The sequence below is a fragment of the Pseudarthrobacter arbutini genome (assembly GCF_054510915.1).
This window is the reverse complement of record NZ_JBTNDQ010000007.1, coordinates 116,253-139,146: the sequence shown is the minus strand read 5'-3', so window position 1 is coordinate 139,146 and position 22,894 is coordinate 116,253. Positions and strand designations below refer to the sequence as shown.

The window sequence follows — 22,894 nt, the reverse complement described above, 5'->3', positions numbered from 1 at the left end:
TCAGCCCTGCGTCCTAATCCATTTGGTAAACCTGTAGCGCGTTCCGTTGGCCGCCGTCAGCCACCCGTCTGGCGGGACGGACGCCGCCGCCTCCCAGGTCTCATCGAGCTCCGGAGCGAACGTGTCGCCGTCGGCCTCCACATCGATGGTGGTGACCACCGCGACGTTGGCGAGTTCAGTGGACTGGCGGAAGACTTCGCCGCCTCCCAGGATCCACACGGTCCCGCCGCCGTCGACGAACTGCGACTCAAGGAGGGCATCATCCAGGGAGGGGACCACGACGGCGCCCCCCGCCTCGGGCGATTCGCCCCAGTTTTTCTGCCGGGTGATCACAATATTCGTCCGGCCGGGCAGGGGACGGTACTTGTCCGCGAAGGACAGCCACGTCTTGCGCCCCATGATCACGGGGTGCCCCATGGTGAGTCGGTTGAAGTGCTTGAGGTCCTCAGGGAGGTGCCAGGGCATATCGCCGTCCTTGCCGATCACACCGCCGGACGTCTGCGCCCAGACAAGGCCGACGCCGGTCACGGAACCGGCGAGTTCCTGCGTGAAGTCCTGGGGGTCTGCTGCGCTCTCGGTGCTCATACGGCGATCGGGGCCTTGATTGTGGGGTGGTGCTGGTAGCCCACCACTTCGAAGTCCTCGAGCGTGTAGTCGAAGATCGACGCCGGCTTCCGGGTGATCAACAGCTGCGGGTATTCATACGGTTCCCGGTCCAGCTGCTTCAGGACCTGGTCCATGTGGTTCTCGTAGATGTGGACGTCGCCGCCTGTCCAGACAAACTCGCCAGGCTCCAGCCCCACCTGCTGCGCAATCATGCACGTGAGCAGGGCGTAGGAGGCAATGTTGAAGGGCACGCCCAGGAACATGTCCGCCGAGCGTTGGTACAGCTGGCAGGACAGTTTGCCGTCGGCCACATAGAACTGGAAGAACGCGTGGCACGGGGGCAGTGCCATGTCCTTGAGCTCGGAGACGTTCCAGGCAGACACGATGTGCCGGCGCGAGTCCGGGTTGGTCTTGAGGTTCTCCACCAGCTCGGCGATCTGGTCAACATGGCCGCCGTCAGGGGTGGGCCAGCTGCGCCACTGGACGCCGTAGACGGGGCCGAGTTCGCCGTCCGCGTCGGCCCACTCATTCCAGATGCTGACGCCTTGGTCCTGCATCCATTTGACGTTCGATTCACCGCGCAGGAACCACAGCAGCTCCACTGCCACGGACTTGAAATGTACGCGTTTGGTGGTGATCAGCGGGAAGCTCCGGCCAAGGTCAAAGCGCAGTTGACGGCCGAAAACGCTGGTGGTTCCGGTGCCCGTCCGGTCGGATTTGTGCGTGCCATGGGCCAGGACATCGCGCAGGAGGTCTTCATAAGGCGTCGGGATGCTCACGGCTAAAGTCTACCGGGCCAAGCCTTGCCGACCCCGCAAGGGTCCCGCGGCTGGCCTCAGGGTTGGCCGCCGGCCGCGCGTCGGATCAGCCCTTCCTCAGCTTGCCGCGGACCAGATCGAGCAGCAGTTCATCGGTGAGTCGGGCGTCGCGGCCGGCATTGACCAGAAGGTCGACGGCGGCAGTCACCGCTTCCGGCACCGGCCCGCCTGCCTGCTGGGCGCCGCCCGGTGCCGGCTGCGCGACGACGGTGCCGTTCCGCCGTCGGGATTCAATGACTCCGGCAGCTTCAAGTTCCTTGTACGCCCGCGCGACCGTTCCGGCGGCGATGCCCAGATCGGCGGCCAGGCTGCGGACCGTGGGCAGCCGGCTTCCGGCGGTGAATGTTCCGGTGGCGATCAGGGCGCTGATCTGCGAGCGGATCTGTTCATACGGCGGGGTTGCCGAGCGCAGGTCCACGGAGATGCCGGCGTTCACGGCACCCGTTCCGGGACAGGCTTCGCCGCGGCGGCTGGAGTTCGGGCAAAACCCTTGACCGGGATGACGGCGATCAGCACGCCGGCGGCCGCGAGCAGCGCCCCGGCAATGATGGCCGGCTGCCACGGGGCTGCCCAGGTTGTTGCCGGCAGGCCCAGCAACGGCGGCCAGGCCTGGCTTGCCGTCATCAGCAGCACGCCTGCTTGGGCTGTGCAGAACGCGGCGAACGTCCGCACCACACGATGGACCGTGATGGCCCGCAGCGCGGCGTCCAGGCCGTGGATGTCGGTGGATATGCTGCGACGCCTCCGGGCCGCAACAACCGGCAGGCAGGCGATGGACGCGACGGCCGCCGTCGCAACCGCCGCGATCACCCAGCCGGGAGCACCATCGGGGGGCGTGCCGCCCAGGCGCAGGAAACCCTCCAGCCCGGCCTCACGCAGTTCCCATTCCCCGGCAGCAGTCAGCACCGTGATCGCGACGAAGAGTACGACGGCGACGATCGCCGTGGTGAGCAAGGCCGGGCTCACCACCTGCCGCGGCCATGTCCGCGGTATCCCGTGGGTGCCATAGCTGCGCTGGAGCAGCAGCTCGCCGGCCCCAGCCACCAGCAGAACGGCTGCCGCCATCAGCGCGACAAACAGCACCGGCCGCCCCGGAAGATTGGCACTGGGGAAATAGAGACCGGGCACGAACAATCCCAGTACGGCGGCTGCTACCGGGGTGAACCCCATGGCTGCTCCAAGGGATACTACGAGACGGGTTGCCGGATGCGCGGCGGCCGGTGATTCTGAGAGCGCCGCCCTGTTCCCATTGCCGTTGACCTGGACGCTGGGCAGCTTGGGCGGCGCCCACCCCCACATGACCAGCAGCACCACGAACGCCGCGAATCCGGCCGGGTTGGTCCAGCTGGATACATTGGCGGCCGGATCGGGCCGGGCAGCAAAATTGCCTGCCACCGCGGCAAGCCCGGCGGCGATGATTGCGACGGTCCTCAGGAGCCTGTTCATGGCGATGGTCCGCAGCAGGTCGTTCTCCGGCGCATCCAGGGCCTTGAGCTGCCGCCGGTGGCTGATGAGTTTGAGCACCAGCGCGGTTCCCAAGGCCAGGGTCAGCCAGGCGGCGCCCAGGCAGGCGGCCAAAATGTAACCCTGGATCCGGCCGTCCCCACCGATGCGCCTCAAACTGCTCGAGTCTTCCTGGAAAGTGCCATAGGGGATGGCGTCGTAGGCGGGAAGACCAGCCACTAACCCGATCTGCAGCGCCGAACCGACAAAGATCGCGGCGACAGTCCAGGCCAGGGGACGGGGCAGGAAGTCCCGGATGCGGCGGATCTCCAGGGAGGCCAGCCGGCGGGGGAGCCGGGGTCCGGGGTAGCTCAGCTGCCCCACGGCATGGACCGCGAGGCAGCCCAGGACCGGCCACGCCAAAGCTCCGAGGATGCTTGTTGGCGTGGCCAGGGTGGGCGATGTGTTGCCCGCCGGAATGATGCCCGCAGTCCCCGCGGCCTGCAGGGAGCTAGCCAACCATCCGATCACGCCGATCCACAGCGCATGCTGGGAAACCGTGACGGCGGTGGTCCCGCCGCCCGGGGCTCTGATCACGCACCGCAACAGCAGGTAGAGGCCGGCGGCCAACAGGAACGGCCACAACAGGACCATGGGCGGCACGTTGTGAACCGCTATTTCGAGACCGTCGACGCCTGGCACATCATCCCCCAGATTTTGCGCATCAATGTACTAAGTATTTGATACAAACATCTGGGGGTCAACAGGCTGTGGCGACGCGCCCGGCATTGACCAAAAAAACCTAGTCGTCGAAGGGCTTGAACTGCTCCACTGCCACGATGCGGCGCCTGTTGTCGATGGCCACGTGGCACACCACCAGCTCGCCAGGGGACAGGTACGGGTCGGCGTCCGGCAGGAGCGCGCGCACGCGGCTTGGCATGTGCTTGCCCAGCTGGCCCAGGATAGTGGGCAGTGCGGGACGGTGCGTGCAGACGGCGACGGGCTGTGCCTTCTCCAGGAGCGACTCAATGGCGGCCGCGGTTTTCTTGGGGGTCCTGGCGTGCCGGTGTTCCGTCAGCGCTTCCACCAGTTTGACCTTGGCCCCTGTTGCCCTCAGATATGGCGCCACCGTTGAAACGCAGCGCTGCCAGGGACTCGTCGCCACGCGCGGCGGCTTCCAGGCCTGCAGCAGCCGGCCCACGGCCTGCGCCTGCCTGATTCCCGTCGCGGCCAGGGGCCGTTCACCCTCGGCTTTGGACCAGGACGAGCGGGGCTTGGCCTTTGCATGCCGCACCACAATCAGCGGCCACGTGTTGAGGTCACCCCGGCCATGGGCTGCCCGCAGATACTCCAAGGGAACGACGTCGGTCGGATTGGACAGCAGTCCCGCGGCCGTTTCAGGGGCGCACCACACCACGCGGTCCACCTCCTTGCCGTCGGGAACGAGGCGGGCTCCGTTGACGTGGACCGCCCAATAATGGACCACCTTCAGTCCGGTCGCCACCCGGTAGTGGATCGGCGGCAGCGGAATGCCCAGGGGCGCATCAAGTCCGATCTCCTCCTGCACCTCACGGGCCGCGCATTCGGGAATGGTCTCGCCGGCGTCGATCTTGCCCTTGGGCCAGGACCAGTCGTCATATCGCGGACGATGGATCAGCAGGACTTCGAGACCTTCGGAGTTGATACGCCAGGGCAGCGCCCCGGCCGCGACGACGGCGACTGCCTCGCCGGGATGGCCTGTTTGGTCTGCTACGAGGATGTCGCTCGCCAACGCCGTAGCCCTACCGCCGGCTCAGGCTGCGCTGGCGGGTGCGCGACGCCAGCAGCCAGGACTGGATGTCGTCGAGATGGCTGCCGTCGTCGGCAACGTGGTGCCGGTTCCACAGGCCCTGGCTATCCAGATGCCAGCTGGCTGTCTCAGGATCCATGTAGCGGCGCAGCAGGTTAAGGACGTAGCTGATGTCGTCGGGATTGGACAGCTGGACCAAGGCCTCGACCCTGCGGTCCAGGTTCCGGTGCATCATGTCCGCCGAGCCGATGTAAACCACAGGATCGCCGCCGTTGGCAAAGGCGAACACCCGGGAGTGTTCCAGGAATCGGCCCAGCACGGAGCGCACGGTGATGTTGTCGCTGAGGCCCGGAACGCCGGGACGCAGCGAGCAGATGCCGCGCACAATGACGTCCACCATCACGCCGGCCTGGGACGCGCGGTAGAGGGAGTCGATGATGGCTTCATCCACCATGGAGTTGACCTTGATCTGCACCCTGGCGGCCAGCCCGGCCCGGGCGTTGCGGATCTCGGTCTCGATGCGGTCGATCAGCCCGGAGCGGACGGAGCGCGGAGCAACCAGGAGCCGTTTGAACGTGGACTTCGGCGCATAGCCGGAGAGCTGGTTGAACAGTTTGGAAAGGTCCTCGCCCACCTGGTCGTTGGCGGTAAGCAGGCCAAGGTCCTCGTAGTAGCGGGCCGTGCGGGGGTGGTAGTTGCCGGTGCCGATGTGGCAGTAGCGGCGCAGCCCGTCCACTTCCTGGCGGACCACCAGCGACAGCTTGCAGTGGGTTTTCAGGCCCACGATGCCGTAGACCACGTGGACGCCAGCCTGTTCCAGCTTGCGGGCCCAGGAGATATTGGCCTGCTCGTCGAACCGGGCCTTGATCTCCACGAGGGCCAGCACTTGCTTGCCGGCCTCGGCGGCATCGATCAGGGCGTCAACGATGGGGGAGTCGCCCGAGGTCCGGTACAGGGTCTGCTTGATGGCCTGGACCTTGGGGTCAGCGGCCGCCTGTTCCAGGAACGCCTGCACCGAGGTGGAGAAGGAGTCGTACGGGTGGTGGAGCAGGATGTCGCGGCGGCGCATGGCCGAGAAAACGTTGGCGGCCTTGGACGTCTCGGACTCGTTGAGGAACCGGGACGTGTGCGGCATGTGCTTGGGGTAATGAAGGTCGGCACGGTCAATTCCGGCAATGACGGACAGGCCGCGGAGGTCCAACGGAGCCGGGAGCGAGTACACCTCGGACTCGTCCACTCCGAGCTCACGGATGAGCAGGGCCCGGATGTTCGGGTTGATGTCGTGGGTGACTTCGAGGCGGACGGGCGGGCCGAACCGGCGGCGCAGCAGTTCCTTCTCCAGCGCCTGCAGGAGGTTCTCGGCGTCGTCCTCTTCGACTTCGAGGTCCTCGTTGCGGGTGACGCGGAAGATGTGGTGTTCCAGGACTTCCATGCCGGCGAAGAGCTTGTCCAGGTGGACGGCGATGACTTCTTCAAGCGCGATGAAACGCGCCACGCGTCCCGCCACGGCGCCGGCCCGCGGACCGTCGATGGAGATCAGGCGGGGAAGCTGGTCCGGAACCTTGAGGCGGGCGAAAAGTTCCTTGTCGCTCACGGGGTTGCGGACCACGACGGCCAGGTTGAGGGAGAGCCCCGAAATGTAGGGGAACGGGTGTGCCGGGTCCACGGCCAGCGGCGTCAGGATCGGGAAGACCTTTTCGGCAAACATGGCACTGAGCTGCTGCTTGGCGGCGTCATCCAGTTCGTCCCAGTGCATCAGGTGGATGTGCTCATAGGCCAGGGCGGGACGGATCTGTTCGGCGTAGACCTGGGCATGGCGCTGTTGGAGGCGGTGGGCTTCGTCGCCGATCTTCTCCAGCACCTCCACAGGGCTGAGGCCGGCAGGGGAGGGCACGGCGAGGTTGGTGGCGATGCGCCGCTTCAGGCCGGCCACCCGGACCATAAAGAACTCGTCCAGGTTGGACGCGAAGATGGACAGGAAAGCCACGCGTTCCAGGAGGTGGAGCGAGGGATCTTCGGCGAGTTCCAGGACGCGGGAGTTGAAAGCCAGCCAGCTGAGTTCGCGGTCCAGGAAACGGTCAGGCCGGATGTCCCCTTCGGGCACAAGGTTGGGCGCAAACTCGGGGATGTCGATCCGGTCCTGCGTTGCACGCGAGGCAGGGACTTCGGATGAGCCGAAGCGCGCGCGCACCGGCACTGAAGCGCCCTCGGACGTGACTGTTCCGGCGGGTTCCGGTTTCATGGTCTCTCCTCTTACCTGGCGCTTGATGCTGGCCCTCGGCCGGCGCGGTTCTTTACCAACCTTACAATCAATCAGGGTGCATAAGCCCTAGATTTCGGGCCACCCGAAGTCGTTGGTCACACGAGTGGGATAACTCACCCGGGCGGCACTAAACGGAGGCCAGCGGTCCGTACATTACGTCCATATCCCAGCGTGTGAAGCCCAGGCCCCGGTAGAGGGAAACGGCAGCGGTGTTGTCGGCATCCGTGTAGAGCATGACGGCGTGAAGCCCCAGGCCCTGCAGATGCCTGATGCCAGCCACAGTGAGTGCTTTTCCCAGGCCCATACCCTGCGCGGCCGGTGTGACGCCCACAGCGTAGACCTCGCCGATCGCAGGGTGGGCGCCGTGGCGCGGATGCACCTTGGTCCAGTGGAATCCCAGCAACCGGTCCTCGGCGTCCACGGCCAGCAGGAAGCCGGCGGGATCAAACCAGTCCTCGGCCATGCGGGCATCCAGGTCCGCGCGGGACATCGAGCCCTGCTCGGGGTGGTGGGCAAATGCGGCGCGGTTCGTAGCCAACCAGCGGTCCTCGTCCTTGCCCGGCACAAAGGGGCGGAGCGTGACGCCATCCGGTAGACCGACGTCGGGCAGTTCTGCCGTGGCGGTGGTCAGCCTCATCTTCCAGAGTTCGCGCACCGGACCGTAGCCGTAGCGGGCGGCGAGGTCCGCGGCTGCCTCGTGGTTGCCGTGGGACCAGGCCTTCAGCCCATCCAGGCCCCGCCCGGACTGGAGTGCGCCGACAAGCCGGTCCGCCACGCCCTGGTTGCGGTAGCTGGGGTGGACGGCAATTTCCAGCACTCCACTGCCGTCCGGCTCCTCCACAACAACGGCAAACCCGGCCAGGTCCTGGCCGGAGGAGGGATCGGAATCCTCGTCCGGCGCGTAGAGCGCCAGGGTCAGGAGGGAATGCTCTGCAGAGTCCCCGGCGCGGAGCGTCACCACTGTTTGCTCGGAAAGCGAGGGGTTGCCGTCAGACTCCTCGGCAGCTGCCAGGAGCGCCACACAGTCCTTCAGCAGCTGTTGTTCCACGCCGCCGTGGACAATAAGGACGGGCCATTTTTCCGGGTGCGCAGGACTCATGAGGCTAGGCTATACGCCCCGGCCGGAAGGCGCTCCGATTTGATGGCCCCGGGGCAGGCACGTATAGTCGATATCTCACCCGCCGCTAACGGTGGGAACGAGGGGGATCCACCAGTGGGGTGGCCTCGATACGTTCGACCCGTATGTCCTCCACAAATACAGCCTGACTAAGACAGCAACAGCCCCGGACCACTGGTCCGGGGCTGTTGCTGTCTGAACGGTGTCAGGCTTCCGTCAGTTCGTCTTCCTGCTGCCGCACCAGGGTCAGGCGGTAGCCGACGTTCCGGACAGTGCTGATCAGGTTTTCGTGGTCCGCGCCGAGTTTGGCACGCAGCCGCCGGACGTGGACATCCACGGTGCGCGTGCCGCCGTAGTAGTCATAGCCCCACACCTCGGTGAGCAGTTGCTGGCGGGTGAAGACGCGGCCGGGGTGCTGGGCCAGGTACTTGAGGAGTTCGAATTCCTTGAACGTCAGGTTCAGCGGGGCGCCGTTCACGCGGGCAGTGTAGCTCGCTTCATCGATGACCACACCTGCCGCGCGGATCTCCGTGGGGGCGTCATCCTTGTCCGGAACTGCCCGCGCCACGGAGAGCCTGATGCGGGCTTCCACTTCGGCGGGACCGGCTGAATCGAGCACGATGTCATCCACGGCCCAGGCCGAAGAAACAGCGGCCATGCCGCCCTCGGTCAGGATCAGGACCAAGGGCGCGCTCAAACCTGTGGCCTTGAGCAGCTGGGTGAGGGAGCGGGCGCCTACCAGGTCCTTGCGGGCGTCGAGAAGCACAATATCGCAGGGATCGGTTTCCAGCAGGGCTGTGGGTTCCGCGGCGAGGATGTGCACGCGGTGGTTCAGCAATTCCAGGGCAGGCAGAATGTCTACCGAAGAACCGGTGCTGTTCGTCAATAGCAGGATGTGCGACATTGTTCCTCCAAGGGGCGTCCGCGCATCTTTGGGCGACTGAACCGGGTTTTCACCGGCCGGTACTATCTCACTGCAGCGGACTTGGCCGGCTAAGAATCTATCCGGCCGGCATCCGTAGCAGGAAGCGTAGCTGAACTCTGAGTATACCCACCGGCCTGCACGACAGCACGGATTCCGCCCCCTCAAACCTTCGTTTTGCGACATATCCGGGTCACATAAGGCAGGATTGATCCGTGGGGCAGAACGCCCTGACACCGAAGGCAGAGCCGCCGGGTCCACAGCCAGAATGGGATGCCACGAATTGAGTGCAGAGTCGAAGCCGAAGCGAACCGGCAGGCCGGGTTCCCGATGACCGCCGAGGTGCAGGCCCCGGCAAAGTCACTGGGCTCGTGGGTCATCGGTGTTGTCGGAGTGGCGGGACTCGCAGCGATCATCGCCGGCGTCTACATCTCACGCGAGGCACTCATCGGCGTCGCCGCGGTGATTGCTGTGGCGGTAGGCATCGGCTGGCCCCACTTTCTCCGCATCCCCGCGAAAAAGACCCTTGCAGCCGTCATTGCGCTGCCCGGCGTCGGATCGGCGCTCGCGGCCGGCTTTGTCCCCGCCCCGGGTTTCCTGGACTGGACGCCTGCATTTATGGCGCTGGGAATGATGGCCGTGTTTGTGGTGCAGCTCATCCGAGGCACCGGCCAGGCCCAGCGGCTTGAATCCACCCTGGGCTGCTGCGCCGGTGTGCTCCTCTCCTGCCTGGGAGCAGGCTGGGTCGCCGGCGCGCGCTTCAACGGCGTCCGCGAGATGCTCCTGGTGGCAGCCATCAGCGCTGCCGTGGCGCTGCTGGCCGGCCTCATCCGCTGGCCGGACAGCATCGTGGCCCCCCTCGGCATCGTGATGGCAGGACTTGCCGGGCCGCTCGCTGGCCTGGTCTTCTCCGATATTGCTGTTCTGCCGGCGGCGATCTTCGGTGTTGTGGTGGGCGCCGTGCTGGTCAGCTTCCGCCGACTCGTAACACTCCGCGGCGGTCCGCTGAATCTTTTGGCTGCGGTTAGCATGGGCCTTGCGCCGGTTTCGGCCGTGGGCTCCCTGGCTTACTTCATAGACAAACTACTCATCTACTAACCGGTTAGGATGGCATCATGTCCGTACTTGCATTTGAAATCTTCTTCCTCGTCCTGCTCGGCATCGCCAGCCTGTCCATGGCCTGGTTCGCCGGCTTTGTGGTTTACCGCCTCTTCAAAGGCCAGAAGTAAACCCGTTCAACGAGCTAGCATTTTCCTGAGGTTATTGCCGTGCCGATAGAAATTCCTACAGACCTGACACCCGAACTTGTTCCGCTTTCCTGGCTCATTGGTGAGTGGGAAGGCAGCGGCCGGCTCGGCAGCGGGGACGAGGACTCGGAGCACTTCCTCCAGCATGTCTCCTTCACGCACAACGGCCTGCCGTATCTTCAGTACCGCGCGGAGAGCTGGTTAACTGACGACGACGGCACGCGCCTGCGGCCGCTGACAGTTGAGACCGGTTTTTGGGCGCTGGAGCGCAAACAGCTTGATGCCGACGGCGGACCGGGCCTGATTCCGGCCGATATTGTTCCCGCCCTCAAGAGCGCCGATGAAGTCGAAGCGCACCGCAATAAAGACGGCGGGTTCGATATCTCTGTGTCCATCGCCCATCCCGGCGGGATCTCCGAGCTCTACTACGGGCAGATCAAGGGCCCGCAGATCCAGCTGACCACCGACATGGTGATGCGCGGCAGCCATTCCAAGGACTACAGCGCGGCCACCCGGATCTTCGGACTGGTGGACGGCAACCTGCTCTGGCGCTGGGACGTGGCCACCGGCGGGGCGTCGCAGCCCGGCAAAGGCCTCGAGGCGCACGCCTCGGCTTTCCTGAAAAAGGTTTCCTGACGCCCTGCCGATCCTCAGTAGACTTGGCTTCCTGGGCTTCACCCACGAGTGAATCAAGGGAGCGTCATGGCTGCACCGCAAAACTCCACGGATTACAGCGACCTGAAGGCTGTGTTCTTCAACGGGACCCTGAAGCGGTCGCCGGAGACGAGCAACACCGAGGGCCTTATCAACGTCAGCCGCCTCATCATGGAGAAGCAGGGCGTGGGCACCCGCGTGATCAGGACTGTCGATCACGACATCGCCAGCGGTGTTTACCCGGACATGACTGAGCACGGCTGGCCATCGGACGAGTGGCCGGAACTGTACCCGGCTGTTGAAGAAGCGGACATCGTGGTGGTTGCCGGGCCGATCTGGCTGGGCGACAACTCCTCCCAGACCAAGAAGCTGATCGAACGGCTTTACGCGCATTCGGGGGAACTCAACCACAAGGGCCAATGGGTGTTCTACCCCAAAGTTGGCGGCTGCCTGATCACCGGCAACGAGGACGGCATCAAGCATTGCTCCATGAACGTGCTGTACAGCCTGCAGCATGTCGGCTTCACCATCCCTCCCCAGGCCGACGCCGGCTGGATCGGCCCGGTTGGCCCCGGCCCGAGCTATCTTGACGAAGGCTCCGGCGGCCCCGAATCCGACTTCACCAACCGCAACACCACGTTTATGACATGGAACCTGCTGCATTTCGCCCGGATGCTTAAGGACGCCGGCGGGATTCCCGCGTACGGCAATCTTCCTGAAGAATGGAAAGCCGGAACACGCTTCGACTTCGAGAACCCGGAGTACCGCTGACGCCGCCCCCGGTGGTCGCCTGGGGCCACGACCGCAGGGTTCCCTGGCCGAGCTTGCGAGGTTAGGGAGCGGGTGGGGAGCAAGACCCGCTGACCGAGACCGGAATACCTACTGACCTAAGGACGTTCCCCCAATATGACTACTCCCAGCCCCCTACTGTCGCGCCCCGGCGCCGTCGAGGCCACCGGCGCGGACGCCGGCGTCGCATCCCACTACGGTGAGCCGCTGCGTGAGCAGCGCGCCCTCGCAGCCGGTACCGCCGTCGTCGACCTCTCCCACCGCGGCGTGGTGACGGTCAGCGGTCCGGACCGGCTGACCTGGCTGAACACCCTGTCTTCCCAGCAGGTCACCGGCCTGCAGCCGGGGGAGTCAAGCGAGCTGCTGTTGCTGAGTGTCCAGGGCCGGATCGAGTTTGACGCCCGCGTAGTGGACGACGGCGGGACCACCTGGCTGATTGTTGAGGCCGCCGAGGCTGCACCGCTGGCTGAGTGGCTGAACAAAATGAAGTTCATGCTGCGCGTCGAGATCACCGACGTCTCCGCCGACTGGGCCGTCCTCGGGTCCACCAAGACTGTGGAGGAATGGTCCGGACTGCTGGCCTGGCGGGATCCGTGGCCGCATGTGGGCGCCGGCGGCTACTCCTACGCCGTGGTCCCGGAAGAAGGACACCCCGGGCTGGAGCGGCCCTGGATCGAGTACCTGGTGCCGGCCGCCGACCTTGAGGAAACCCTGGCCGACCGCCCACTCGCCGGCGTAATGGCGGCCGAAGCCCTCCGCATCGCTGCGTGGCGCCCCAGGCTGGGCGCCGAAACCGATGACAAAACCATTCCGCACGAACTGGACCTGCTCCGCACCGCCGTGCACCTCTCCAAGGGCTGCTACAAGGGCCAGGAGACCATCGCCCGCGTGCACAACCTGGGCCATCCGCCGCGGCGCCTGGTGTTCCTGCAGCTGGACGGGTCGCAGCACACCATGCCCGCCCCCGGCAGCCAGGTCATGCTCGGGGAGCGGAAGGTCGGGACAGTGACGTCCGTTGCCCAGCACTACGAAATGGGCCCGGTGGCGCTGGCCGTCATCAAACGGTCCGTCGCACCGGATGAAATGTTGACCGTGCTGGACGGCGAGGAGCCTTACATCGCTGCCCAGGAAGTAATTGTTGCTCCCGACGCCGGCCAGGTAGTGGGGCGCCAGACTGGATTCCTGAGGGGGACCCGCTGATGACCGAGAACACCGCACCCGACGCAGCTTCAACAGGCGCCGCCAAACCCGATGCCGCTGCGCCTGACGCCTCAACGCCCGACGACGAGGCTGTGGCGCTGGCCCACCGGCTCTTCCAGGCTGCCCGGGAGGGGGACACCGGTCTCCTGCGCACGTATCTTGACGCCGGGGCTCCGGCCACCATGACCAACACGGCCGGGGATTCCCTGCTGATGCTGGCCGCCTACCACGGCCACGCGGAGACGGTGCAGCTGATCCTCGAGCACGGCGGAGAGGCCAATACGGCCAACGACCGCGGCCAGACCCCACTGGCCGGCGCAGCATTCAAGGGCTACACGGACGTGTCCCGCGTGTTGCTGGACGCCGGTGCAGATCCCGACGCCGGCAGTCCCTCCGCCCGGGCTGCAGCGCAGATGTTCGCCCGCACCGACATCCTGGATCTGCTGGGGAACTGACGCTTGGAGAATGTAAAGCGGCCCTGGCCAGCCCTCTGGTCACTGGTCATCGGGTTCTTTATGATCCTGATCGACACCACCATCGTGTCGGTGGCCAACCCCAGCATCATGGAGGGGCTGGGGACGGACATCAACGCCGTGATCTGGGTGACCAGCGCCTACCTGCTGGCCTACGCCGTGCCGCTGCTGATCACCGGCCGGCTTGGCGACCGCTTCGGACCCAAGAAGCTCTACCTCTCCGGCCTCGTGGTCTTCACGCTCGCCTCCCTCTGGTGCGGTCTGGCCGGTGACGTCCAGACGCTGATCACCGCACGGATCTTCCAGGGTCTGGGTGCCGCCATCATGACACCCCAGACCATGGCTGTGATCACCAGGATTTTCCCGCCGGACCGCCGGGGCGCCGCGATGGGCCTCTGGGGCGCCACCGCGGGCCTGGCCACGCTGGTGGGTCCAATCCTGGGCGGCCTGCTCGTGGACAGCCTCGGTTGGGAATGGATCTTCTTCATCAACGTGCCGGTCGGCATCGTCGGATTTATCCTCGCCTGGCGGTTCGTCCCCACCCTCAGCACGCACCCCCATAAGTTCGACATCCCGGGCGTGCTGCTCAGCGCCGTCGGGCTCTTCCTCCTGGTGTTCGGCATCCAGGAAGGCGAGACGTACAACTGGGGGACCATCGCCGGCCCCATCAGTGTCTGGGGCCTCATCATCGCCGGGATAGTGGTCCTCGGGGGGTTCATTCTCTGGCAGCGCTTCAACAAAGGTGAGCCGCTCCTTCCGCTGGACCTGTTCCGGGACCGGAACTTCTCCCTGGCAAACATCGGGATCACCACCGTTGGCTTCACCGTCACCGCCTTCGCACTGCCGCTCATTTTCTACTACCAGCTGGTGCGGGGCATGACGCCCACCGAATCGGCGCTCATGATGGTTCCCATGGCCCTGATCTCCGGCGGGCTGGCGCCCGCGGTGGGCAAAATCATCGACCGCGTTAATCCGAAGTACATCACTGCCGGCGGCCTGGTCCTGATGGCTGTGGCGCTGTTCTGGAACTCGGCCCTGATGCACCCGGATACACCCATCCTGGTCTTCCTCCTGCCCAGTGCCGTCCTCGGGTTCGCGAATGCCGGCATCTGGGCGCCCCTGAGCTCCACGGCCACGCGCAATCTGCCGCCGCGCCAGGCAGGTGCAGGTTCCGGGGTTTACAACACCACGCGCCAGATCGGCGCGGTACTGGGAAGTGCGGCCATCGCCGTGCTCATCCAGGCACGCCTGGCCGCCGAGCTTCCCGCGCAAGGTCCCGGGGCGGGCGGAATGGAACTCTCCGGACTGTTGCCCGAGGCGCTGCATGAGGGATTCTCGACGGCGATGGGCCAGTCCATCCTGCTTCCTGCCGGGGTGATCCTGGTGGGCGCAGCCGTCGCACTGTTCTTCGCCAAGCCCCAGGCAGTGGCGGGTTGGGGCGGTCAGTCGGCGGCTCCTGCGGCTGTACAGGACGCCAACCAGGCGACTTAAGCGTCAGCCGGCGTCAGCCCAGGTGCACGCTGGTCTGGATGCCGCCCGTGGACAGGCCCAGCTGGCGCGCCAGGGCCACCGCCCCGGTGTTGCTGACTTCGGCGCGCCACTGGACGGTGAGGCCCGCCGCGAGGGCCTCGTGGGCGGCGATGGAAGCGGCCACGGATCCCAGCCCGCGTCGCCGCCACTCGGGGTCCACCAGGACTCCCATCTGCGCGAGAAGTCCTTCCCATTCCCCATAGGCGCCGCATGCCACCGGAAGGCGCCGCCCGTCCACCTCGTGGAGGATCGTGTACCGGTTCTCGAGTTCTGACAGGTGCACTTCGTTGACGTCGTCCGGCGGGCACAGGCCTTCGAGCTCGATGGCCTCGGGGTTTCCGTGGGACACGGTGAGTTCTTCGGAGGGCTGGCGCAGGGGCAGGTCGTCGGCGAAGAACAGCGCCGCCGAGCCCAGTCCGTGGCCTCCGTGGGACCGGGTCAGGGTCAGGAGCGTCACATGATGGGCCATCTCCTCGTCCGGAATTCCGGCGGCGGCGTCAATGACCCATTGGGGCCCCACCAGTGCCGAGCTGCCGAACAGCCTGACGAACTCCACAGTCTCTGCAGCGGCGTCGGCCCGGACCATCCGCTCGCCGGAACTCAGCGACGCAGCGAAAGCGCCGTCGTCGAGCCCCAAATGCCGGGCCCAAGCGAGCTGGATGATGGCGGCGGAACCGGGGTCAAGAGTCATATCCCCAGCCTACCCAGCACAGGGAAGCGCGAACGGACACTTGAGGCCCCACAGCGGAGGGCCTCAAGTGTCCGTTCGCGCTGAACAGGCTTAGCCGAACAGGACCGCAGCCTCGTCGTAGCGGTTCTGCGGTACGGTCTTCAGCTGGCCCAGAGCTTTGTCGAAGCTCACGTGCTCAATGTCGGTGCCCTTGAGGGCCACCATGGTGCCCCAGTAGCCCTCCACCACGGAGTCGATCGCCGCCATGCCCAGGCGGGTGGCGAGCACACGGTCGAACGCGGACGGGACGCCGCCGCGCTGGATGTGCCCCAGGATCGTGGCGCGGGTCTCGATGCCGGTGCGGGCTTCGATCTCGGGGGCGAGCCGGTCCGCGATGCCGCCCAGACGGGGCCGGCCGAACGTGTCCAGGCCGCGCTCGGAGTGCGGGGATTCCATGTGGTCCGGAACAAAGCCCTCGGCAACAACAATCAACGGGGCGCGGCCACGGTCATGGGCTTCCTGGACCCATTCGGTGATCTGCTCGATGCTGACCTTCTGCTCGGGGATCAGGATGGCGTGGGCGCCGGCGGCCATGCCGGCGTGCAGGGCAATCCAGCCAACGTGGCGGCCCATGACCTCGGCGATCATGCAGCGGTGGTGGGACTCGCCCGTGGTCCGGAGCCGGTCGATGGCCTCGGTGGCGATCTGGACGGCCGTATCAAAACCGAAGGTGTAGTCGGTGGCGTCAAGATCGTTGTCCACGGTCTTGGGGACACCCACGATCTTGAGACCGACGTCGGTAAGGCGTTTCGCGGCCGCGAGGGTCCCTTCGCCGCCGATCGCGATGATGGCGTCGATGCCGAGGCGGTCCATGTGGGCCTTGATGACCTCCGGCCCGCCGCCGTTTTCAAAAGGGTTGGTGCGGGAGGTGCCCAGGATGGTGCCACCCTGCTTGGCGATGCCGCGGACCATGCTGCGGGGGATGTCGATGATGTCGCCTTCGACGACACCCCGCCAGCCGTCCAGGAACCCCACGAATTCGTGGCCGTGGATGGCGATGCCCTTGAGGACGGCTCCGCGGATGACAGCGTTCAGTCCGGGGCAGTCGCCGCCGCTGGTAAGAATTCCAATTTTCATGTCTCGGCTCAAATCCTGGTGTGAAGGTTTACAGGCAGAGCGCCACGCTGAGCTCACCTAGATTGTAGTCGGCAGTGTGCGTTACGACACAAACCGGTTACAAAAGGCCCCGCTCCATGGCCAGGACCACGGCACGGGTCCTGTCGTCCACGTCCAGCTTGTTGAAGATCCGCAGCAGGTGCGTCTTGACCGTCGCCTCGGCGATATGGAGCGCGGTGGCCACCTCGGGATTGCTCAATCCCTGCGCCACACAGCGAAGGACCTCCACCTCCCGGGCTGTCAGCCGCGGCAGTTCAGGCGCGCGCATCCGCGAGACCAGGCGTGCCGCCACCGGCGGAGCGAGAACCGTCTCACCGCGCGCTGCAGCGCGCACGGCCTCGATGATGCGGTCCCCGGCCGTGTCCTTCAGGAGATAGCCCACCGCCCCTGACTCCACGGCGCGAATGATGTCGGAGTCGTCGTCGTACGTGGTCAGCACCAGCACCTTGGTGTCAGGAAACCGGTCCCGGATCTGCGCCGTGGCGCCGGCGCCGTCAAGGACGGGCATCCGCAGGTCCATCAGGACGACGGCGGGGCGCAGCCGGCTGACAGCGTCCACCGCCTCCACGCCGTTGGCCGCGGCGGCCACCACATCGATGCCGTCCGCGGTGTCCAGCAGCGCGGCCAGGCCGCTCCGGACCACGGGGTGGTCATCGGCGAGGACAACAGTCACAGTTTCCGGGAGGCTCATGTCACGGCTCCGGGCAGGGGTGCGTCCGTACCGCGGGTCCCTGGTCCGGTGTCTGTGCCGCCGGGCCCGAGGGCCTCGGTGGGGACCACCGCCACCAGCCGGGTGGCGCCCGGCGCGGAAGTGACCTGCAGCCGGCCACCGATTTCGTCCAGCCGGGCAGCCATCGACTTCAGGCCGAACCCCAGGTGATCCGCCGAGACGTCAAAGCCCTGCCCGTTGTCCGTGACGGTCAGCCGGAGCAGCGGCGGGTCGCCGGCAGGGTTATCCATAAGTACCTCCGCGGCCGTGGCTCCGGAATGCCTGCGGACGTTGTTGAGTGCCTCCTGGGCGGTCCGGAGCAGTGCCACCTGCTGCGTGGACGGCAGCGGGGGCAGGTTGTCGGGCAGCTCCACGGTCAGCCGGATGCTGTCCAGGTGCAGGGTCTCCGGCAGCCGCTTCAGTGCCGCCAGGAGGTCTCCGCCCTGCACATCGGACGGGACGCCTGAGGCCACTAGGGCCCGCGCTTCCGCGAGGTTCTCCCGGGCCGTCCGCGTGATGGCGGTGAGGCTGCGCACCAGCCCGGAGGGGGCCTCGGGTTGCGCCCTGAGTTGGGCCTGCGCCGCTTCGGAGAGCATCGCGATGGATGTGAACCCCTGGGCCAGCGTGTCGTGGATTTCCCGGGCCATCCGCTCACGCTCAGCCAATGCACCGCGTGCCTGTTCCGCGTTGTTCAGTTCGTGGCGGGTGGCCTCGAGCTCGGCCAGCAGCTCGGCACGCTGTTCGCTTTGCTCAATGACTTTCGAGATCCAGAGTCCGATCATGCAGCTGGCCACAAACGAGGTCACCAACTGGGCCGTGATGCCGTAAACCTCCGTGCCGGCGAGTCCCCAGCGGTTGATCTGGCCAACGGCCACGCCGACGCACAGCGCGGCGGTGGCTGCTACGCCCTGGCGCTGTGAGGACGTGAACATCCAGACCTGCGGGAAGGCCACAAACAGCAGGACCCCGGCGCCGTCGTACACAAAGGACAGGAACACCACCACCGCCACCAGCAGTGCCACGTAGATGGTGGGCCGCAGTGTCCGGAGATCCTTGGTCCGGGTCAGGAACGGGTACGCGGCCCCCAGGAGCAACAGCGCACCAACGACCAGGGGCGTCCCCGGCTCGCGCTCGTCGCCGAACATGGCGAAATACGACACGCTGGCCAGTGCGGCGTAGAAGCCGGCGTGCCACCAGACCATGGAGGTGGCCCACACGGACCGTGCCGGCAGCAGCCGCTCGGTCCGTCCGCTCATATAGCTCATGGGTGCACCCTATCGGCGTGCCGCCGGGCTACCAAGATCGGCGGTTGCTGCGGCACGGAGCCGGCTACTTCTGCGGCGGCCACTGGAACGCCAACCGGGCCAGCACGGCACCCGCGGCCACCCAGATACCCAGGACCAGGAACGTCAGCGGCAGGTTGTAGGTGCCGCCGGGCTCAACGGCTTCAAAACCGGCGGGCAGGAAAACAGACCTGAACGCGCTCGCCGTCCAGCGGAGGGGGAAGAAATTGGTCACGGACTGCAGCCAGTCCGGAAGCTGGGAGAACGGGAAGTACACACCCGATGTGAAGGACAGGAGCAGTACTGGCAGGACCGCCAGGGTGGACGCGCTTTGTGCTGACTTCGGCAAGGCGGTGAACGCGATGGCCACTGTGGCCCAGGCAGCCGTGGCCAGGATCATCAGCAGCGCCACCATGCCCCACTGCCCGGCATCCCGGGGCAGCGGCACGTCGAACAGGACGGCCGCCGCGAGCAATAGGAGGACAGTCTGGGCCACGATCAGGTAGAGCGTCTGGCCTGTTTTCCCGATGAAGTACGAGGCCGCGGGCAGTGGCGTACCGGCCAGCCGCTTCACCGTGCCGTTGAAACGCTCGGTGGCCACGTAGCTGCTGAGGTTCTGGAACCCGCTGAGGATGGTGCTCAGCGCAAGCATGCCGGGCAGATAGTAGTGCGCCGGGGTGATGCCGCCCTGCCCGTCCGGGCCGGCCCCGAAGACCGGCTCGTCACCGAAAACAGTCCCGAACAGGGACATCATCAGGATCGGGAAGAAGAGGACCAGGACCAGAGATAGCACGTCACGGTTAAATAGTTTGATCTCCAGCAGGACCCGGCCAAGTCCCAGGCGCAGGACTGACGGGCGCCAGGCCGGACGGCCGGTGGCGTGGGAGACGGATGCGGGGACTGCTGTGCTCATCGGAGGGCTCCTGAAACGGACGATGCTTCCGTAGATCGTGCGGCGGATGGTTCGGCAGAGTTTTCGGCGCCGTCCACGGCACCGATCAGCTGGAGGTAAATGTCCTCAAGGCTGGGACGGACGACGGCGAGCTCCGCCGGCTCTATCGCGCCGCCGTCGGACAGCGACGCGACCAGGGAAGCAGGCTGCTCGGTCACCACTTCGCGAAGGCCGGAAGCATCCCGCCACCGGACGCGGGGCACCCGGAGGCCCGGGCCGCCGATCTCCTGCGGGCTGCCTTCGGCGATCAGACGCCCGTGGTTGATGACGCCGATCCGGTCCGCCAGCTGCTCGGCCTCGTCCAGGTAGTGCGTGGTGAGGACAATGGTGGTGCCGCCGCTGCTCAGCTGGCGGATGAGGTCCCAGAATTGTCGACGGGCTTCCGGATCGAAGCCTGTGGTGGGTTCGTCCAGGAACAGGACGTCCGGGTTGCCGATGATCCCCAGCGCCACGTCCAGCCGGCGCCGCTGGCCGCCCGAAAGGGTTGAGATCCGGACGCCGCCCTTGCCGCCGAGTCCTACGGCTTCGATGACGTCGTCCACTGGCCGGGGCGCCGGGAAACAGGAAGCCAGTGACCGCAGGGCCTCGGAAACCTTGAGTTCACCGGAGTCGGTGGCCTCCTGGAGGACGATACCGATCCGGGCGCGGAAGGACGGTGCCGCCTTCCAGGGGCGCGTTCCCAGAACCATGACCTCGCCACTGTCAGGTTTCCGGTGGCCTTCCAGGATCTCGATGGTGGTGGACTTGCCGGCGCCGTTGGGACCTAGAAGGGCGTAGGTTTCGCCTGCGCGGATGGTGAGGTCCAGCTGGTCCACGGCCGTGAGGGTCCCGCCTTTGGGCAGGCCGTACGTTTTGTTGAGGCCGCGCACGGTGATGGCATCAGGGGATTGCCGCTGCCCGGGGATGAGGGAAGTGTTCATGCGTCCAGCGTTGCAGTCCCGGGGTGCCGGTCAACAGGCCCGGCCGGTTGAACCTGTTGTCCACCGGCCGGTGGACAAGGACAGCAGAAGCCCCCGCTCCGGGAAGGATCTCCGGGGAGCGAGGGCCTTGCGGTTCTTACATGAGTTCAGCTGATGGAGCGGCGGTCCAGGAAGTTCTGCAGCGGGATGGAGTTCTGCTGGTCGGGAAGGACCAGCCACGCTGCAACGTAGAGGACGACGGCGGGGCCGGGGAGGAGGCAGAAGACCAGGAAAGCGATCCGGACGAAGGCCACATCCACATTGAGCTTTGCCGCAATGCCGCCGCACACACCTCCCAGCCAGCGTTGGGGTCCACGTTTCAGGCCGAAGCCCCTGACGATGCTGAAGAACTTGTCCATGGTTCAAGACTTCCCTGTTGTGGGTTCGTTGTCACGTTTCCGGGCCGAGAGCAGCCCGCCGATCACCAGCGCGGCGCCGGCGCCGATCATAAGGCCGATCAGCACGTAGGTGCCGTTCAGGGTCACCACGCCCAGCTGGGCGATGATGATCAGGGCGGCCAGCGCCATCACGATGAGGCCCCAGACTATGGTGCCCACGCGGGCGGATGGCTGCTGGGGTGCGTCGGCTCCGGGCTGGCCGGCCGCCGTCGTGCTTTCCGGAGTGTATGGGTCTGGTGCCGGATCGAAGCTGCTCATGTCAGTTTCCTTCCTGGATGGTGACGTTGCTGACGGTGCCGTCGATCCGGATGATCAGGTGGCCGCCTGGCTTGTCGGTGTTGTAGCTGGATTCCCGGGAGGTAATGCCGCCCCGGTGGTTGGTGCCTTCGTTGAGGTTCCCCAGCGTCATGTCTGCCCTCACGTCCACTGGAATGTTGCTGGGGAGGATCACGGTGACGTTGCTCGCCGTGATGTCCAGGGGAACCACGACGTCTGAGTCCAGCGGGGCCTGAGCGGCCAATTGGGTGAGGTCAACGGTTCCCCGGCCGCCGGTGACGCTGAAGCCATCGGCCGCCTGCTGCTGGCTCGTCGGTGCCCAGTCGACCTGGCTGAAGCGGACCCTGTCGCCGTTGCCCACCACGTTGAAGATGCCGCCGATCACCAAGGCAACAACGGCGAAGAAACCGAGGATTCCGGACGTCCGGCCGCGCAGGCCCGCGATGAGGATGCCCAGGCCCAGGACGGCTGCGCCGCTGGCCCAGACGATCGCGTTGGCGGCGTCACCGAGGTTGATCACGTTGCCGGCGTCCAGGGCCTTGAGCCCGCCACCCACCAGGAGTGCTGTTCCGGCTGTGATGGCTACTGCCGGGGCACCGGGGCCGGAGGGGCGGACCTTGGGTGCCCGGGCCGGGCCCTGCGGTGGCTGGTAGCCGCCGTAGGCACCGCCGTCGCTGCCGCCCCCGCCGTAGCTGCCGCCGCCGTAAGTGCCGCCGCCGTAAGGCGGGTTGACGCCCGACGGCGGGACCGGAAGGTAGGGTGCGCTGCCGGACGTGCCGGATGTGCGGGTCGAAGCAGAGTCCGTGGCCGCAAACGGCGCGGCATAGGGGGTTGTGGGATAGGAGGCCGAGTAACCGGAGTCTCCGCCGGCCGGCTGCGGTGTCGCGTTCATGGGAGCTCCATTCCGGGCCTTGCTGCGTTGGGTCAGGTAGTAGATGAAGTAGATGGCGCCGCCCACCCAGAAGACGGTCCAGAGGAATCCGCCGAAGCCGTTGCGGCTCCAGCCCCAGAATCCGCCGCCCAGCCCGGTGAGTCCCACCACGGTGGTGATCAGCGCGCCTGTCATGCCGCTGGACCAGCGGCCGGCGCCAGCTTCCTGGACGTGGATGCGCCCGTCGGGTTCGGGAAGGAATGCCCACGCCAGGCCGTAGAGCAGGACGCCGATTCCGGCGAAGAGGGTGAGGACAATGAAGATGCCGCGGACAATCAGCGGATCGATGCCCATCCGGTGCGCGATGCCGCTGGAGACACCGCCGATCCACCGGTCGCCTCCGCGCTGGATGCCGTGGCTCCGGACCCAGGTGAAGAAGTCACCGGACTGGCCCGGTGCTTTGGCGCTGGAGTAAGGGCCGGCGGACGGGCCGGAATACGGGCTTGCGTAGGGGCCGGCATAGGGACCGGCGGCCGGGGGTGTGTCCTGCGAAGCAGCCGGGGGTGGCAGCAGGGGTTCGGTTGGCTGGTCCGGGTCGCGAGGGGGGAGCGGTTCCGTGGGCTGGCCGTCATCGGGGGTGGGGGTCTGGGAGTTCATACTTCGATCCTGCCGTCCGGGGCGACGCAGCTCTACTGGGGAACACCCTGACTCGCCCCTGAGTTACCCCCGGTTCAGGCCGGAATCGGGTC

General features: G+C 66.4%; 23 protein-coding genes. 6 read left to right on the top strand and 17 right to left on the bottom strand.

What is annotated here, in order from left to right; genetic code table 11:
- The 8 genes from ACX80V_RS09995 to ACX80V_RS09960 all read right to left on the bottom strand — a co-directional run bounded on the left by ACX80V_RS09995 (position 1) and on the right by ACX80V_RS09960 (position 8,940).
- Positions 1-585 (bottom strand): dihydrofolate reductase, encoded by a 585-nt coding sequence (locus ACX80V_RS09995; RefSeq protein WP_485843001.1) that lies wholly within the window; start codon positions 583-585, stop codon positions 1-3.
- Positions 582-1,385 carry a thymidylate synthase gene (locus ACX80V_RS09990; protein WP_058931684.1) on the bottom strand — a complete coding sequence of 268 codons (804 nt, stop codon included), beginning with the start codon at positions 1,383-1,385 and terminating at the stop codon, positions 582-584. The genes ACX80V_RS09995 and ACX80V_RS09990 overlap by 4 nt, the downstream gene beginning before the upstream one ends.
- Before the next feature lie 85 nt (positions 1,386-1,470).
- Positions 1,471-1,860: a GntR family transcriptional regulator gene (locus ACX80V_RS09985; RefSeq protein WP_485843000.1), complete on the bottom strand. Its 390-nt coding sequence runs from the start codon at positions 1,858-1,860 to the stop codon at positions 1,471-1,473.
- Positions 1,857-3,521: a hypothetical protein gene (locus ACX80V_RS09980; protein WP_485842999.1), complete on the bottom strand. Its 1,665-nt coding sequence runs from the start codon at positions 3,519-3,521 to the stop codon at positions 1,857-1,859. Before ACX80V_RS09980 ends, ACX80V_RS09985 begins: the two co-directional genes overlap by 4 nt.
- A 148-nt stretch (positions 3,522-3,669) precedes the next feature.
- Entirely contained in the window at positions 3,670-4,638 is a 969-nt protein-coding gene (locus ACX80V_RS09975; protein ID WP_485842998.1) for an NUDIX hydrolase, read from the bottom strand.
- Positions 4,639-4,648: 10 nt separating this feature from the next.
- Positions 4,649-6,898 carry an RNA degradosome polyphosphate kinase gene (locus ACX80V_RS09970; protein ID WP_485842997.1) on the bottom strand — a complete coding sequence of 750 codons (2,250 nt, stop codon included), beginning with the start codon at positions 6,896-6,898 and terminating at the stop codon, positions 4,649-4,651.
- A 148-nt stretch (positions 6,899-7,046) separates the two neighbouring features.
- Positions 7,047-8,018 (bottom strand): mycothiol synthase, encoded by a 972-nt coding sequence (gene mshD, locus ACX80V_RS09965; protein WP_058931688.1) that lies wholly within the window; start codon positions 8,016-8,018, stop codon positions 7,047-7,049.
- A gap of 223 nt (positions 8,019-8,241) precedes the next feature.
- Positions 8,242-8,940 (bottom strand): winged helix-turn-helix transcriptional regulator, encoded by a 699-nt coding sequence (locus ACX80V_RS09960; RefSeq protein WP_056344481.1) that lies wholly within the window; start codon positions 8,938-8,940, stop codon positions 8,242-8,244.
- A gap of 348 nt (positions 8,941-9,288) precedes the next feature.
- On the opposite strand from ACX80V_RS09960, the gene ACX80V_RS09955 reads away from it, so the two are divergent.
- The 6 genes from ACX80V_RS09955 to ACX80V_RS09930 all read left to right on the top strand — a co-directional run bounded on the left by ACX80V_RS09955 (position 9,289) and on the right by ACX80V_RS09930 (position 14,812).
- Entirely contained in the window at positions 9,289-10,056 is a 768-nt protein-coding gene (locus tag ACX80V_RS09955; RefSeq protein ID WP_485843071.1) for a permease, read from the top strand.
- Between the two features lie 170 nt (positions 10,057-10,226).
- Positions 10,227-10,841, top strand: coding sequence for a nitrobindin family protein (locus tag ACX80V_RS09950; RefSeq protein ID WP_485842996.1), 615 nt, complete (start codon positions 10,227-10,229; stop codon positions 10,839-10,841).
- A gap of 66 nt (positions 10,842-10,907) precedes the next feature.
- Positions 10,908-11,630, top strand: coding sequence for a flavodoxin family protein (locus ACX80V_RS09945; protein ID WP_485842995.1), 723 nt, complete (start codon positions 10,908-10,910; stop codon positions 11,628-11,630).
- Positions 11,631-11,765: 135 nt separating this feature from the next.
- Positions 11,766-12,848: a CAF17-like 4Fe-4S cluster assembly/insertion protein YgfZ gene (gene ygfZ, locus ACX80V_RS09940; protein ID WP_485842994.1), complete on the top strand. Its 1,083-nt coding sequence runs from the start codon at positions 11,766-11,768 to the stop codon at positions 12,846-12,848.
- Positions 12,848-13,303 carry an ankyrin repeat domain-containing protein gene (locus ACX80V_RS09935; RefSeq protein ID WP_083510454.1) on the top strand — a complete coding sequence of 152 codons (456 nt, stop codon included), beginning with the start codon at positions 12,848-12,850 and terminating at the stop codon, positions 13,301-13,303. Before ygfZ ends, ACX80V_RS09935 begins: the two co-directional genes overlap by 1 nt.
- A 3-nt stretch (positions 13,304-13,306) precedes the next feature.
- Positions 13,307-14,812 (top strand): DHA2 family efflux MFS transporter permease subunit, encoded by a 1,506-nt coding sequence (locus tag ACX80V_RS09930; RefSeq protein WP_485842993.1) that lies wholly within the window; start codon positions 13,307-13,309, stop codon positions 14,810-14,812.
- 13 nt (positions 14,813-14,825) lie between these two features.
- On the opposite strand, the gene ACX80V_RS09925 is transcribed toward ACX80V_RS09930, so the two are convergent.
- The 9 genes from ACX80V_RS09925 to ACX80V_RS09885 form a co-directional block, all read right to left on the bottom strand.
- On the bottom strand, positions 14,826-15,542 hold the full coding sequence (locus ACX80V_RS09925; protein ID WP_485842992.1) for a GNAT family N-acetyltransferase: 717 nt from the start codon (positions 15,540-15,542) through the stop codon (positions 14,826-14,828).
- 90 nt (positions 15,543-15,632) lie between these two features.
- Entirely contained in the window at positions 15,633-16,658 is a 1,026-nt protein-coding gene (locus tag ACX80V_RS09920; protein WP_058931694.1) for an ATP-dependent 6-phosphofructokinase, read from the bottom strand.
- Between the two features lie 97 nt (positions 16,659-16,755).
- Positions 16,756-17,388, bottom strand: a complete 633-nt coding sequence (locus ACX80V_RS09915) for a response regulator (protein WP_485842991.1) — start codon at positions 17,386-17,388, stop codon at positions 16,756-16,758.
- A complete protein-coding gene (locus ACX80V_RS09910; protein WP_485842990.1) occupies positions 17,385-18,671 on the bottom strand; it encodes a sensor histidine kinase in 1,287 nt (428 codons plus the stop codon). The genes ACX80V_RS09915 and ACX80V_RS09910 overlap by 4 nt, the downstream gene beginning before the upstream one ends.
- Positions 18,672-18,735: 64 nt before the next feature.
- Positions 18,736-19,602, bottom strand: coding sequence for an ABC transporter permease (locus tag ACX80V_RS09905; protein WP_485842989.1), 867 nt, complete (start codon positions 19,600-19,602; stop codon positions 18,736-18,738).
- The gene (locus tag ACX80V_RS09900; RefSeq protein ID WP_485842988.1) at positions 19,599-20,561 is read right to left on the bottom strand and encodes an ABC transporter ATP-binding protein; all 963 of its coding nucleotides are present in this window, start codon (positions 20,559-20,561) and stop codon (positions 19,599-19,601) included. The genes ACX80V_RS09905 and ACX80V_RS09900 overlap by 4 nt, the downstream gene beginning before the upstream one ends.
- A 146-nt stretch (positions 20,562-20,707) precedes the next feature.
- Complete coding sequence (locus ACX80V_RS09895) at positions 20,708-20,959, bottom strand: PspC domain-containing protein (RefSeq protein WP_058931699.1); 252 nt, start codon at positions 20,957-20,959, stop codon at positions 20,708-20,710.
- 3 nt (positions 20,960-20,962) lie between these two features.
- Complete coding sequence (locus tag ACX80V_RS09890; RefSeq protein ID WP_485842987.1) at positions 20,963-21,256, bottom strand: hypothetical protein; 294 nt, start codon at positions 21,254-21,256, stop codon at positions 20,963-20,965.
- A gap of 1 nt (position 21,257) precedes the next feature.
- A complete protein-coding gene (locus tag ACX80V_RS09885) occupies positions 21,258-22,802 on the bottom strand; it encodes a PspC domain-containing protein (RefSeq protein ID WP_485842986.1) in 1,545 nt (514 codons plus the stop codon).
- Positions 22,803-22,894: the final 92 nt, after the last annotated feature.